Origin of the sequence: Streptomyces sp. NPDC093109 (assembly GCF_040701725.1) — a bacterium.
GTDB lineage: Bacteria > Actinomycetota > Actinomycetes > Streptomycetales > Streptomycetaceae > Streptomyces.
Genome location: NZ_JBFBEZ010000015.1, coordinates 68,258 through 81,645, shown reverse-complemented (window position 1 = coordinate 81,645; position 13,388 = coordinate 68,258). Strand labels below are relative to the sequence as shown.

The window sequence follows — 13,388 nt, the reverse complement described above, 5'->3', positions numbered from 1 at the left end:
ATGAGCGGGTGCGGCAGAACTCATTCCCGGCGCCCTCCCCTCGCGCTCGTCCGACTCGTCCCCGAGGAACTCCACATCTCCAAGGATGCGGCATAGCGCGGGAAACGAGTGTGTACGGGCGTACGTCGCCCCCGCCGGCCCGGTCGGCCCCGCCCGCCTCACGACGGGCGGGGGCGCACGGACCGCGAGCTCAGCGGACCAGACCCCAGCGGAAACCGAGGGCCACCGCGTGGGCCCGGTCCGAAGCGCCGAGCTTCTTGAAGAGGCGCCGGGCGTGCGTCTTGACCGTGTCCTCCGAGAGGAACAGCTCGCGGCCGATCTCCGCGTTGGAGCGGCCGTGGCTCATGCCTTCGAGCACCTGGATCTCGCGCGCGGTCAGCGTGGGCGCGGCGCCCATCTCGGCGGAGCGGAGCCGGCGCGGCGCGAGGCGCCAGGTCGGATCGGCGAGCGCCTGCGTGACGGTCGCGCGCAGCTCGGCGCGGGAGGCGTCCTTGTGCAGATAGCCCCGGGCGCCGGCGGCGACCGCGAGGGCCACGCCGTCCAGATCCTCCGCCACCGTGAGCATGATGATCCGGGCGCCGGGATCGGCGGAGAGCAGCCGGCGGACCGTCTCCACTCCCCCGAGGCCCGGCATCCGGACATCCATGAGAATCAGATCGGACCGATCCGCGCCCCAGCGGCGGAGGACTTCCTCGCCGTTGGCCGCGGTCGTCACGCGCTCGACACCGGGCACGGTCGCGACCGCGCGGCGGAGCGCCTCTCGGGCAAGCGGGGAGTCGTCGCAGACGAGGACGGATGTCATGACCGTCCTCCGCAGCTGATGCGCGTCACCTTGAGCCTCCAGGCTGGTACATATCGTCACCTGTGCGATTGACGCTCTCGGACATGTGCCCGATCGCTCATTCTCTCAACCGCCTCGCACACTCAACGATGGTCACTCGAAAGAGTTACGGGTTGGACGATCGAGTTCCGCACTCCCCGTGAGGGGGCGTACACGGAGCAGAGTGGCCGCGCGTGCCGCGTCCCCCATCCGAGGCATGCCCCATTTAGAGGCTTTTCTTCACTTTTACTGGTGTCTGTGGCTAGATTTGCCATCAGTCATATTTACATCTACTTACATATTAGATGTACGGTCGTGAGCGAGCCTGTTTCCGCTGTCGTATCCGCCGTATCCGCCTCAGCACGGTTTCAAGGGGACATGAGCAATGGCAGATTTCTCCCGCCTTCCCGGACCGAACGCCGATCTGTGGGACTGGCAGCTCCTCGCGGCATGTCGTGGTGTGGACAGTTCGCTCTTCTTCCACCCGGAGGGGGAAAGAGGCGCGGCGCGGAGCGCGCGTGAGAACTCGGCGAAAGAGGTGTGCATGCGCTGCCCGGTCCGCGCGGAGTGCGCGGCACACGCGCTGGCGGTACGGGAGCCGTACGGCGTGTGGGGCGGGCTGACCGAGGACGAACGCGAGGAGCTGATGGGCCGGGCGCGTACCCGGCTGATCACCGCGTCGGCGACACCTGACCCTCCGGGCGCGCGTTCAGGAGAGTGAAGAAACGTTCCTCCATCGGCGCGTCCGGACGTCCCGGCGCGTCCGGGCTAGCGTGCCCGTATGAAGCTTCTGACCGTGAATGTGGGCCGGCCGAAGACCGTCGAGTACAGCGACGCCCCGGGCGGCGCGACGGGAATCGACAAGCGTCCGGTGGACGGCCCCGTCCGGGTGGCGGCCCCGGGGGCGAAGGGGACGGGTGCGAGCGGGCTCGACGGTGACGCCGTCTGCGACCTGCGCCATCACGGCGGCACCGACCAGGCGGTCTACGCGTTCGCCCGGGAGGATCTGGACTTCTGGGAGCGGGAGCTGGGCCGGCCGCTGGCCAACGGCGTCTTCGGCGAGAACCTCACCACGTCCGGTCTGGACATCACCGGCGCGAAGATCGGGGAGCGCTGGCGGATCGGCTCCGAGGTGGTGCTGGAGACGACGAGCGGACGGATCCCGTGCCGTACGTTCCAGACCTGGCTGGGCGAGAAGGGGTGGGTCAAACGCTTCACCCGGGAGGCGGTGACCGGGGTGTATCTGCGGGTCATCACCCCCGGCGAGATCCGCGCGGGCGATCCGATCGAGATCGTCCACCGGCCCGGACACGAGGTGACGGTGGGGATGGCGTTCCGCGCGGTGACGACCGAGCGGGAACTGCTGCCCCGGGTGCTGGCCGCCGGGGACGCGCTGCACGCCGAGGAGCTCAGGATCGCGCGGGAGTACGTGGCCGGGCTGGGGAGGGCCGACGGGGCGTGAGGCGCGGTTGGATCTTCCGTCCGCCTACGGAACATTCACATCAAGTGCACCGAGGTAGGCACTAACGTGCCGCGTATGACGACTGCTCTGATTACGGGCTCGACGGCGGGCATCGGTGCCGCCTTCGCGCGACGGCTGGCGGCCGACGGGCACAACCTCGTGCTGGTGGCCCGCGACACCGAGCGTCTGCGCGAGCAGGCCACCGAACTGCACGACCGGCACGGCATCGAGGCCGAGGTGCTGACCGCCGATCTCGCCACCGACGGCGGTATCGAGTCGGTGGAGAAACGGCTCGCGGACCGCAGACACCAGGTCGACCTGCTGGTCAACAACGCGGGGTTCGGCAACAAGGGGCGCTTCCTCGAAGTCCCGATGACCGACGAGCTGACGATGCTGAAGGTGCACTGCGAGGCGGTGCTGCGGCTGACCTCGGCGGCGGTCACGGGGATGAAGGCGCGCGGCCGGGGCGGGGTCGTCAACGTCGCGTCGGTGGCGGCGTTCGTGCCGCGCGGTACGTACGGCGCGTCGAAGGCGTGGGTCGTCCAGTTCACCCAGGGGGTGGCGCGGGATCTGGCCGGTACGGGGGTACGGCTGATGGCGCTCTGCCCGGGTTTCGTACGCACCGAGTTCCATGAGCGGGCCGGGATGGGGACGGACAGGATCCCGGACTGGATGTGGCTGGACGCCGACAAGCTGGTGACGGCGGCGCTCGCCGACCTGGCGCGCGGCAAGGTCGTGTCGGTGCCGGATCCCCGGTACAAGGCGCTGATGGGAGCGGTGAAGCTGGCGCCGCGCGGGCTGCTGGGCGGGATCACGTCGAAGACCGGCCGCAAGTACGGCCCCCAGTGACGCGAACGGCCCGGCACCCCCCGAAGGGGTACCGGGCCATCCGCGGCGGCTGATCGGCCGCGTGAAGCAACTCAGTGGCTGTGGCCGTGGCCGCCGTGGCCCGCGTCGCCCTCGTCCTCGGCCGGCTTCTCGACGACCAGGGTCTCGGTCGTGAGCAGCAGGGAGGCGATGGAGGCGGCGTTCTCCAGGGCGGAGCGCGTGACCTTGACCGGGTCGATGACGCCGGCCTTCACCAGGTCGACGTACTCGCCGGTGGCCGCGTTGAAGCCGTGGCCCTTCTCCAGCTCCGCCACCTTGGAGGTGATGACGTAGCCCTCGAGACCGGCGTTCTCGGCGATCCAGCGCAGCGGCTCGACGACGGCGCGGCGGACGACCGCGACACCGGTGGCCTCGTCGCCCTCCTTGCCGAGGTTGCCCTCGAGCACCTTGGCGGCGTGCACCAGAGCGGAGCCACCACCGGAGACGATGCCCTCCTCGACCGCGGCGCGGGTCGCGGAGATGGCGTCCTCCAGACGGTGCTTCTTCTCCTTCAGCTCCACCTCGGTGGCGGCGCCGACCTTGATCACGCACACGCCGCCGGCCAGCTTCGCGAGGCGCTCCTGGAGCTTCTCGCGGTCCCAGTCGGAGTCCGTGGACTCGATCTCGGCCTTGATCTGGTTGACGCGGCCGGCGATCTCGTCGGAGGCACCGGAGCCGTCGACGATGGTCGTGTCGTCCTTGGTGACGGTGACGCGGCGGGCGGAGCCCAGGACGTCCAGACCGGCCTGGTCGAGCTTGAGGCCGACCTCCTCGGCGATGACGGTCGCGCCCGTGAGGGTGGCGATGTCGCCGAGCATGGCCTTGCGGCGGTCACCGAAGCCGGGGGCCTTGACCGCTACCGCGTTGAAGGTGCCGCGGATCTTGTTGACGACGAGAGTGGAGAGCGCCTCGCCCTCGACATCCTCGGCGATGATCAGCAGCGGCTTGGAGCCACCGCCCTGGATGACCTTCTCCAGCAGCGGCAGCAGGTCCTGGATGCTGCCGATCTTGCCCTGGTGGATCAGGATGTACGGGTCGTCGAGGACGGCCTCCATACGCTCCTGGTCGGTCACCATGTAGGGGGACAGGTAGCCCTTGTCGAAGGCCATGCCCTCGGTGAAGTCCAGCTCCAGACCGAAGGTGTTGGACTCCTCGACGGTGATGACACCGTCCTTGCCGACCTTGTCCATCGCCTCGGCGATCAGCTCGCCGACCTGGTCGTCCTGCGCGGAGAGCGCGGCGACGGCGGCGATGTCGGACTTGTCGTCGATCGGGCGGGCGGTGGCGAGGAGCTCGTCCGACACGGCCTTGACCGCGGCGTCGATGCCCTTCTTCAGAGAGGCCGGGGAAGCGCCCGCGGCGACGTTGCGCAGACCCTCGCGGACCAGCGCCTGGGCCAGCACGGTGGCGGTGGTGGTGCCGTCACCCGCGATGTCGTTGGTCTTGGTCGCCACCTCCTTCACGAGCTGGGCGCCCAGGTTCTCGTACGGGTCGTCCAGCTCGACCTCGCGGGCGATGGTGACACCGTCGTTGGTGATGGTGGGGGCGCCGAACTTCTTGTCGATGACGACGTTGCGGCCCTTGGGGCCGATCGTCACCTTCACCGTGTCGGCAAGCTTGTTGACGCCGCGCTCAAGGGCGCGACGGGCGTCCTCGTCGAACTTCAGGATCTTCGCCATGGCTGCTTCTCTCGTCCTCTCGCATGAACTGCGCCCCCGTCCGCCCGGCGATCGCTGGGTGGCCGAGGGCGCAGCTCAAAAGCAAAACTTTCGGTGAATTACTTCTCGATGATCGCGAGTACGTCGCGAGCCGAGAGGACGAGGTACTCCTCGCCGCTGTACTTCACTTCGGTGCCGCCGTACTTGCTGTACAGAACGACATCGCCGACGGAAACGTCGAGCGGAAGACGCTCGCCGTTCTCGAAACGGCCCGGGCCCACGGCCAGGACGACGCCCTCCTGGGGCTTCTCCTTGGCGGTGTCCGGGATGACCAGGCCAGAGGCCGTGGTCTGCTCGGCGTCGAGCGGCTGGACCACAATGCGGTCCTCGAGCGGCTTGATGGCAACCTTGGTGCTGGCGGTCGTCACGATCCGACCTCCCCCTTCGGAGATCTCGGTGCTATGTCTGGGTGGCGACCGGATAGACCCGTCGTCGCGGGTGCCGGATCTGTCGATCGCGCTTGGCACTCTCCAGTGGGGAGTGCCAGAACAGAGACTATGACCGCGATTAGCACTCGGTCAAGCGGAGTGCCAATCGAGACAGCGTGGCGCGTCTCCGGCGCGCGTCTCCGGCGCGTGCGCGCCGTAACGGAAACGCGCACCCGGATCCAGAGGTTCCGGGTGCGCGAAGCGGTGCGGGGAAGTGCGGGGCACGGGGTGCCGGGCAGATCAGCGGATCAGACGTAGTCCTCCAGCCGGGCCACCGCGTATCCCTTGTCCGTGATGCGCTTCATCGCGGCCCTGACCAGGTCGGGCATGGTCGCCTTCCAGTCCGCGGGCCCACGGAAGTGGGTGAGGATGATGTCACCGGGGTGCAGGTCCTCGTCCCACTCGCGCCACTCCATCCGGTCGGGGTACGCCTCGGCCGTCCAGAGCGGCAGCGCCTTCACGCCGCAGGTCTTGGCGGCGCGCACCGTGTCGCCGTTGTAGTTGCCGAACGGCGGCCGGAAGAGCGTGGGGCGCTTCCCGTACCGCTGCTCGATCTTGTCCTGCTGGTCGCAGATCTCGCGCCGCTGCTCCTCGTACGACAGGCCGGGCAGATACGGGTGGTTGAGCGTGTGGTTCTGGAGGGTGACGCCCCGGTCCTGCATCTGCTTGAAGTAGCCGTAGTTGTCGTTGATGACGTAGTCGCTGAGGAAGGCCGTGTACGGGATCTTCAGCTCGGTCATCATCCGCAGCAGCTCGGGGTCCTTGTCGATGCCGTCGTCGATCGTCAGGAAGACGACGCGGTCCTTGACCGGGACGGTGGTGAAGACCGGCGGGAGGTTCTCGCCCTCCTCCTCGTTCGCGATCTCGAAGCCCTTGCGGTTGGTGATCACCGGCTTGACCGCGGGGGGCGCGGGCGCGGCCAGGGGCGTCTTGTCCAGCCCCCACTTCTTCGCCGCGACGGCCCGCGCGGCCTGCGCCTTCCGTACCGCCTCGGCGTTCGCGGGCGCGTTTCCGGGCGCGTTCGCGGGACCGCCGGCACCCTCGGCCGGCGGCCCGCCGTGCAGCACTCCCGGTACGGGCCTGGCGGGCGGTTGGGCGGGCGGCCCGGCGGATTCGCCGGAGCCGGCGGCGCAGCCGGATCCGATGGCGGCGGCCACGAGCACCGCCAGCGCCACGCGCACGTGGTTCCCGGCGCGGCGGCGGGGCGCCGTGCCACGGGTTCGAGCCTTGGCCTCACCCGTACCCTTTGCGGTCATTTCTTCGTTTTGTCGTACTAGTTGCATGGCGCCGCATCCTGTCAGCGCGCGGCGCCCGCGCACGGCCGACACCGCGGCCGGGCGCGCACCGTCCCCCGGCTGGCCCACAATGGACCGGGTGACCGACCGCGCCCCCGCACCCTCCCCCTCGCCCGCCGAAACGCCCGTCGAAGCCGCCGACGGTGACGCGCGCCCGCTGCTCGCGCCGCTGCTCTCCGCCGAGGGCCAGGCCCTCCTCGCCGAGCTGCGGGACCACGACCCGGCCGGGGAGCTCGCCGTGGCGACCCGGCTGCGCCGCGACCACCCGGCCGAGCTCGTCTCGGCCGCGCTGGCCCAGGCCCGGCTGCGGCAGCGGGCAGTGGCGAAGTTCGGCGCGGACGACGCGTACCGCATGTACTTCACGCCCAACGGCGTCGAGCAGGCCACCCGCGGCAGCGTCGCCGCCTACCGGGCCGCCCGCCTCCGTACGCTCGTCGCACCGCCCCCGCCCGCGCCCTCGCCCGCGCTCGACCCGGCCGTCCGCGTCACCGATCTGTGCTGCGGGATCGGCGGCGACGCCATCGAGCTGGCCCGGGCGGGATTCGCCGTCTCCGCCGTCGACATCGACCCGCTGACCTGCGAGATCGCCCGCACCAATCTGCGCACCCTGGTCCCCGGCGGCCCGCCCGCGACCGTGACGCGCGCCGATGTGCGGGAGCACGACCTGTCCGGCGCGGAGGTTCTCTTCATCGACCCCGCGCGGCGCGGCGGCCGGGGCAGGATCTTCAACCCGGAGGCGTACTCACCGCCGCTGTCCTGGGCGATCGAGGCGGTACGGCGCGTCGGTACGGGAGCCGTCAAGATCGCGCCGGGAATCCCGCACGAGCTGGTCCCCGACGACTTCGAGGCCGAGTGGATCTCGGACGGCGGTGACGTCAAGGAAGCCGTGCTCTGGCACCATCGCGCCGTCGTCCCCGGCACCCGCCGCGCCACCCTGCTCACGCCAGGCACCCCGGCCGCCGCGCCCCTCACCCTCACCGGCCGCGGCCTGCCCGACCCGCCCGTCCGGCCGGTCGGCCGTTTCCTGTACGAGCCCGACGGCGCCGTCATCCGCGCCCATCTGGTCGCCGAGGTGGCCGAGGAACTGGCCGGCGGGCTGGTCGACGCGACGATCGCGTACATCACGGCCGACGCGGCCCGCCCCACCCCGTACGCGACCGGCTACGAGATCACCGACGAACTGCCGTTCAGCCTCAAGCGGCTGAAGGCGCTGCTGCGGGAGCGCGAGGTCGGCGTCCTGACGGTGAAGAAGCGCGGCTCCGCCGTGGAGCCTGAGGAGCTGCGCCGCCGGATGAAGCTCAAGGGCCCGCACGCGGCGACGGTCTTCCTCACCCGGGTCGCGGGCGCGCCGACGATGCTGATCGGCCACCCCGTGGAACGTCCCGACCGGCCCTGACCGGCACGGCTGCCCGACCGCGCGGCTCAGGCGAGGTCGGTCAGTTCGTCGGCGTAGACCGTGGAGAGCGGCTGCGGGCCCACGTACTGCTGGCAGTTGCACTGCCGGCGCTCGTACCGCAGCGGCTTCTTCTCCTCGTCCCACTCCACCGCGGTCTCCATGTCCTCGTGGCACTTGCCCTTGCGGTCGTGCTTGGCGAGGTGGTGCGAGCAGCCGCAGACCGGTTCCGGCTGCTTGTGGGCCTCTTCGAGCGCGAGCCGTTCTCGCTCGCGCTCCCGCTCCGCCAGCTCAAAGCGTTCGATTCTCCGCTCGTGCCGGGTCCGGAGCGCGGTCCGGCCCGTGTCGGCTATCCAGCCGAAGCCCCCGACGATGAAGAAGACAAAAACCCACCAAAGCCAGTCCATCCGCCGCCCCTTACCCCTGAATGGCGCATGCGTTCCCCCTCAGGATAGGACGGACCCGGTAGGAACGGGCTCAGCGGTGCGCTCCACCGCCCCGGCGGACCGGCACCGGGTGCAGCAGCCGACCGGCCCAGAGCTGGTGGTCGACGGCCTGGAACAGCCCCAGCAGCCCGGTCAGCAGGACGGTGACACCCAGCCCCAGCGAGTACGCCACACCGCCCAGCGTGAACGACTCCGGGGCGGTGGAGGCGGCGGTCGCCTCGGTGATCGCGACGCAGGCGGGCAGTATGGTCGCCAGCCCCAGCAGAGACAGCGCCACCGACGGCAACAGCCACCCCACGCACCGCTCGTGGACGCGCAGCCCCGGATCGGTGACGCGGTCCAGCGCCGCCCACTCGTCCAGCCGCTGCCGGACGTCCCGGCCCACGCTCAGCCACCGCCCGGCGCCGATCGCGGCCGGCACCAGCAGCACCAGCGCGAGCGCCAGCGACACGACCCCGGTCCCGAGCCCGAGCCCCCCGTCCTCCAGGCTCCGTACGGCCAGCCCCACCGCCGCCCAGCCGCCCACGGCGACCGCCCCGAGCAGCCAGAGCACCGCCAGCCGGCCGACGGAGAGCCCACGCCGCGCCAGCTCGGCCATGACCCGGTCCCGGTCGGCGAGCAGCGCCTCGCGATCCTGCTCCGGGTCCACGTCCGGATCCACGTCCGGATCCACGTCCGGATCCGACGGCGGTGGCGGAGGCAGGGGAACTCGAACGCGGCTGATCATTCGGCAGAGATTAGCGGTGCGTACAGGCGAAAACTCGATGGGGTCCGAGCACGGGCCGCCGTTAGCCTCGTGCTGCTCATCACCCTCTCGCCGACAACGGGGACAAACCAACAATGACCGCCACCGAACGCATCGGCCCCTCCGCGACCGCCGGCGAGCGCGAGATGCTCCGCGCCCACCTCGACTTCCACCGCGCGACCCTCGCCCTGAAGACCGACGGCCTCTCCGACGAGGACCTCCGCCGCCGTGCGTCGCCGCCGTCCGCGCTCTCCCTGATGGGCCTCGTCCGGCACATGGCCGAAGTCGAGCGTGCCTGGTTCCGCCGGACGGTCAACGGCGAGGACATCCCGCTCCTCTGGTCCCCCGAGGGCGACTTCCAGGCGGCGTACGACGGCGACGCGGCCACCCGCGCGGAGGCGTTCGGCGCCTGGCGTACGGAGATCGGGCACGCCCGCCGGATCGAGGCGGCGGCGGAGTCCCTGGACGTGACCGTCCACGCGCCGCGCTGGGGCGAGGACGTGTCCCTGCGCATGGTGATGCTGCATCTCATCCACGAGTACGCCCGCCACAACGGCCACGCCGACCTTCTCCGCGAGGCCATCGACGGGAGCGTGGGCGTCTGAGCTTCGGAAGCCGAACGGGGCTCAGGTCGCTCAGCGCGCGCCCGCGCCCGCGCCGTCCCGTCGCGTCGGCGCGACCAGCCGGATCGCCCAGCGGTAGTGCCCCACCGCGCGCGCCGCGCCGATCAGGCCGGCGATCCAGAGCAGGGTTCCGGCCCCCATCGCGTAGGTGACCCCTCCGTACGTGTCCTCGCCCGCCCTGGCCGCGGCCGGTACGACGAGCGCGAGCCAGAGCCCGGCCGCGCCCGCCGCGAACGACGTCAGCAGCCACGCCAGGCTCGCGCCCGCCATCCGGAACCGCGCGTCACCGGCCCGGTGGCTCGCCAGCGCCGCCCACTGCTCCATCAGCGACCGCGTCGTACGGTGCCGTTGGACCGAGAGCCCGAGGAAGATCACGGGCGCCACCATCGCGCCGAGGCCGACGGCTCCGAGGGCCGCCCTGATCAGCACGCCGAACGGCGCAAGCCCGTCGGCGCTCACGGTCAGCGCCACACCGACCACGCCCCAGCCGAGTTGCACGCCCGCGACGAGCAGCCAGAACACCACCAGCGCGGCTGCCCCCAGGCTCCGTCCGCCCAGATCCGACAGGACCGCCGCCCGGTCCGCGAGCATCGCCTCGTGGCTGGGCCAGGCACGCAGTTGTACGGGCGGCGGAGGCGGCGGCAGGGGCGGTCGGCGGGACATGCGCCCGAGGCTATCGCCCCGTCAGCAACGGCCGTACGGGGTGGCGGAGGGGGTGTGTCCTGCCATGCGTCCCCGCCCGTCCCGGTTAGCTTCGGTCCATGGCTCCGCTGTCGCCCCTCTTCCTGTTGCGCAAGCTGCTGGGCAACGAGCGGTGGCAGCGGCTGCACGTGAAGGCCGCGACGGGGGCGGGGCTCGCCTTCGTCCTGGTCCTGCTGCTCGGCTCCTGGATCATCGTCCCGTACGAGTCCCGGGCGCCCCGCGCGACCATCACCTCGTTCCCGCTCGCGCTGTGGTGGTCCGTCGAGACCGCCACGACCGTCGGGTACGGCGATCTCTATCCGGTGACCGTGCCCGGACGCGTCATCGCGGGCGTCGTGATGCTCGTCGGGATCTCGGTCTTCAGCGTCGTCACGGCCTCCCTCGCCACCTGGCTGGTCGGCAGCGCCGCGCGCCGGGCGCGGCGGGCCGCGGCGGCCCTCGAACACGTGGAGCGGGCGGGGCGGGCGGACGCCGCCCGGGAGTTGCGCGCCCTGCACGAGCGCTTCGACCGCCTCGAACACCTGCTGTCCCGGAGCCACGGCCCCGCCGGTCCCGGACCCGCCGGTCCCGGACCCACCGAACCCGGACCCGCCGGTCCCGGACCCGCCGGTCCCGGGCCGCGCCCCTGACGGCCGCCCCAGCGGAAAACGGGGGCTAGCCCCACTCCCCCGGGCCGCCCCGCTTCGTACCGTTGCCGTATGGATGCCCGTGACCCTGAGCTGAAGAAGGAACTCGACGCCACGCTCCAGGCCCGCCGGGACCTGGGAGCCGATTACGAGCCCGCGCTCGTCGAATCGTTCCTGGAGAAGGTCGAGGAGAGCCTCGACCGTACGGTCGACCGCCGCGTCCGGCAGAGGCTGGCGGAGGAGCAGATACTCGCGGCCCGGGGCACCACCCGGCCGTCCGGTGCGGCCGTCGAGGGGTTCGGCGGGCGCTTCGGGTTCGCGGTGATCTCGCTGGTCCTCGCCATCCCGCTCTCCGCGATCGCCGTGGCGAACGCCGGGATCGAGGGGCTGTTCGTCTGCTGGCTGGGGATCGTGGCGGTGAACGCGCTGTCCTCGGCGCGGCCGTGGCCCCGGGCCACCGGGCGGAAGCGCGAGCGGCGGCAGTCCTCCGACTGGGAGGAGTGAGCCGAGAGGAGTGAGCCGGGAGGAGGGAATGAACGCCGCTCCCCGGGAAAAGATAGTCGCGAGGACCGCCGCACCCCCGTTGCCGGGGGGCGGGACGACGGCGGTCCCCGCGAGGGACACGCTCCGGGTCAGGGCCGGCTGACGTGTCCGGGCGTCCATGGAGGTCCGGGAGCCGCTCCGGAAGTCCTTGACGCCGACAACAACCACTATGCAGGGCGCGTGTTAAGGCGGTGCTGCGTGGACGTGTCGCGCTCGTACCACTTGCGCGAACCCGCGAACCCGCGGATCCGGGTGGCCGGATGGCACCCCTGCGTGGCTGATTCCGTATCGCTACTTCGCGTCCTTCGAGAGGAACGCGAGCAGATCCTGCCTGCTCACGACGCCGGTCGGCTTGCCCTCCACCAGCACGATCGCGGCGTCCGACGCGTCCGAGCCGCTCAGGACCGCCATCAGATCGGCGACCGGTTCGCCGGAGCCGACCTGCGGCAGCGGCGACGACATGTGCTTCTCCAGCGGGTCGCCGAGCGCGGCGCGGCGGGTGAACAGCGCGTCGAGCAGTTCCCGCTCCACGACGGAGCCGATGACCTCGGCCGCCATCACGTCCGGGTGGCCGGCGCCCGGCTTCACGATCGGCATCTGGGAGACGCCGTACTCCCGCAGCACCTCGATGGCCTCGCCGACCGTCTCCTCGGGGTGCATGTGCACCAGGGTCGGGATGGGGCCCGCCTTGTACTGCAGTACGTCCGCGACGCGCGGCGCGTCCCCGCTGTGGTCGAGGAAGCCGTAGTCGTTCATCCACTCGTCGTTGAAGATCTTGCTGAGGTAGCCCCGGCCGCTGTCCGGCAGCAGGACGACCACGACATCATCGGGCCCGAGCCCCTCCGCCACCTTCAGCGCGGCCACCACCGCCATGCCGCAGGAGCCGCCGACGAGCAGGCCCTCCTCCTTGGCGAGGCGCCGGGTCATCCGGAAGGAGTCCTTGTCGGACACGGCGACGATCTCGTCCGTCACCGTACGGTCGTACGCGGTCGGCCAGAAGTCCTCACCGACGCCCTCGACCAGGTACGGCCGCCCGGAGCCGCCGGAGTAGACGGAGCCCTCGGGGTCGGCGCCCACGATCCGGACCCGTCCGTCACTGGCCTCCTTGAGGAAGCGGCCGGTGCCGGAGATGGTGCCGCCCGTGCCGACGCCCGCGACGAAGTGGGTGATCCGGCCGTCCGTCTGCTTCCAGAGTTCGGGACCGGTCGTCTCGTAGTGCGAGCGCGGGTTGTTCGGGTTGCTGTACTGGTCGGGCTTCCAGGCGCCCGGCGTCTCCCTGACCAGCCGGTCGGAGACGTTGTAGTACGAGTCGGGGTGCTCGGGGTCGACCGCCGTGGGGCAGACGACGACCTCGGCGCCGTACGCGCGCATCACGTTGATCTTGTCCGTGGAGACCTTGTCCGGGCAGACGAAAATGCACTTGTAGCCCTTCCGCTGGGCCACGATGGCGAGTCCGACGCCCGTGTTGCCGCTCGTCGGTTCGACGATCGTGCCGCCGGGGCGCAGCTCCCCGCTCTCCTCCGCGGCCTCGATCATGCGCAGGGCGATCCGGTCCTTCACCGAACCGCCGGGGTTGAAGTATTCGACCTTGGCCAGGACTGTCGCCTGAATGCCTTCGGTCACGCTGGTCAGCTTCAGCAGCGGGGTATTGCCAACCAGACTGATCATCGAGTCGTGGAATTGCACCGTATGTCTCCGGGGTCTCCGTGATGGTCCGGCC

The 13,388-nt window shown here is 71.0% G+C and carries 15 protein-coding genes; 7 read left to right on the top strand and 8 right to left on the bottom strand.

Features of this window, described 5'->3' with window-relative positions:
* Positions 1–190: 190 nt before the first annotated feature.
* On the bottom strand, positions 191–802 hold the full coding sequence (locus tag AB0389_RS16785; RefSeq protein WP_003948568.1) for a response regulator transcription factor: 612 nt from the start codon (positions 800–802) through the stop codon (positions 191–193).
* Positions 803–1,205: 403 nt separating this feature from the next.
* Between AB0389_RS16785 and AB0389_RS16780 the strand changes: the two genes are divergently transcribed.
* The 3 genes from AB0389_RS16780 to AB0389_RS16770 all read left to right on the top strand — a co-directional run bounded on the left by AB0389_RS16780 (position 1,206) and on the right by AB0389_RS16770 (position 3,131).
* On the top strand, positions 1,206–1,541 hold the full coding sequence (locus AB0389_RS16780) for a WhiB family transcriptional regulator (protein WP_366396137.1): 336 nt from the start codon (positions 1,206–1,208) through the stop codon (positions 1,539–1,541).
* Between the two features lie 60 nt (positions 1,542–1,601).
* On the top strand, positions 1,602–2,282 hold the full coding sequence (locus tag AB0389_RS16775; protein WP_366396136.1) for an MOSC domain-containing protein: 681 nt from the start codon (positions 1,602–1,604) through the stop codon (positions 2,280–2,282).
* Positions 2,283–2,357: 75 nt separating this feature from the next.
* On the top strand, positions 2,358–3,131 hold the full coding sequence (locus AB0389_RS16770) for an SDR family oxidoreductase (protein ID WP_366396135.1): 774 nt from the start codon (positions 2,358–2,360) through the stop codon (positions 3,129–3,131).
* Between the two features lie 71 nt (positions 3,132–3,202).
* Here the strand turns inward: AB0389_RS16770 and groL are convergent, their stop codons facing one another.
* From groL to AB0389_RS16755, 3 genes are all read right to left on the bottom strand, one after another.
* Positions 3,203–4,828 carry a chaperonin GroEL gene (gene groL / locus AB0389_RS16765; RefSeq protein WP_366396134.1) on the bottom strand — a complete coding sequence of 542 codons (1,626 nt, stop codon included), beginning with the start codon at positions 4,826–4,828 and terminating at the stop codon, positions 3,203–3,205.
* Positions 4,829–4,926: 98 nt separating this feature from the next.
* Positions 4,927–5,235, bottom strand: coding sequence for a co-chaperone GroES (groES, locus tag AB0389_RS16760; protein WP_023539274.1), 309 nt, complete (start codon positions 5,233–5,235; stop codon positions 4,927–4,929).
* 308 nt (positions 5,236–5,543) lie between these two features.
* Entirely contained in the window at positions 5,544–6,551 is a 1,008-nt protein-coding gene (locus AB0389_RS16755; RefSeq protein ID WP_366396133.1) for a polysaccharide deacetylase family protein, read from the bottom strand.
* A gap of 109 nt (positions 6,552–6,660) precedes the next feature.
* On the opposite strand from AB0389_RS16755, the gene AB0389_RS16750 reads away from it, so the two are divergent.
* Entirely contained in the window at positions 6,661–7,986 is a 1,326-nt protein-coding gene (locus tag AB0389_RS16750; RefSeq protein ID WP_366396214.1) for a class I SAM-dependent methyltransferase, read from the top strand.
* Between the two features lie 26 nt (positions 7,987–8,012).
* On the opposite strand, the gene AB0389_RS16745 is transcribed toward AB0389_RS16750, so the two are convergent.
* Together AB0389_RS16745 and AB0389_RS16740 are read right to left on the bottom strand one after the other, a co-directional pair.
* Positions 8,013–8,390 (bottom strand): hypothetical protein, encoded by a 378-nt coding sequence (locus tag AB0389_RS16745; protein ID WP_366396132.1) that lies wholly within the window; start codon positions 8,388–8,390, stop codon positions 8,013–8,015.
* Between the two features lie 70 nt (positions 8,391–8,460).
* Positions 8,461–9,102 carry a hypothetical protein gene (locus AB0389_RS16740; RefSeq protein ID WP_366396131.1) on the bottom strand — a complete coding sequence of 214 codons (642 nt, stop codon included), beginning with the start codon at positions 9,100–9,102 and terminating at the stop codon, positions 8,461–8,463.
* 167 nt (positions 9,103–9,269) lie between these two features.
* On the opposite strand from AB0389_RS16740, the gene AB0389_RS16735 reads away from it, so the two are divergent.
* Positions 9,270–9,779, top strand: a complete 510-nt coding sequence (locus AB0389_RS16735) for a DinB family protein (RefSeq protein WP_366396130.1) — start codon at positions 9,270–9,272, stop codon at positions 9,777–9,779.
* Positions 9,780–9,809: 30 nt separating this feature from the next.
* Here AB0389_RS16735 and AB0389_RS16730 read toward each other — a convergent pair whose 3' ends face one another.
* On the bottom strand, positions 9,810–10,460 hold the full coding sequence (locus AB0389_RS16730) for a hypothetical protein (protein WP_366396129.1): 651 nt from the start codon (positions 10,458–10,460) through the stop codon (positions 9,810–9,812).
* A gap of 98 nt (positions 10,461–10,558) precedes the next feature.
* Here AB0389_RS16730 and AB0389_RS16725 point away from each other — a divergent pair, with 98 nt between their 5' ends.
* Together AB0389_RS16725 and AB0389_RS16720 are read left to right on the top strand one after the other, a co-directional pair.
* Positions 10,559–11,128 (top strand): potassium channel family protein, encoded by a 570-nt coding sequence (locus AB0389_RS16725; RefSeq protein ID WP_366396128.1) that lies wholly within the window; start codon positions 10,559–10,561, stop codon positions 11,126–11,128.
* 69 nt (positions 11,129–11,197) lie between these two features.
* The gene (locus AB0389_RS16720) at positions 11,198–11,629 is read left to right on the top strand and encodes a hypothetical protein (protein WP_366396127.1); all 432 of its coding nucleotides are present in this window, start codon (positions 11,198–11,200) and stop codon (positions 11,627–11,629) included.
* A gap of 330 nt (positions 11,630–11,959) precedes the next feature.
* On the opposite strand, the gene AB0389_RS16715 is transcribed toward AB0389_RS16720, so the two are convergent.
* Positions 11,960–13,354 carry a cystathionine beta-synthase gene (locus tag AB0389_RS16715; RefSeq protein ID WP_366396126.1) on the bottom strand — a complete coding sequence of 465 codons (1,395 nt, stop codon included), beginning with the start codon at positions 13,352–13,354 and terminating at the stop codon, positions 11,960–11,962.
* Between the last annotated feature and the right edge of the window lie 34 nt (positions 13,355–13,388).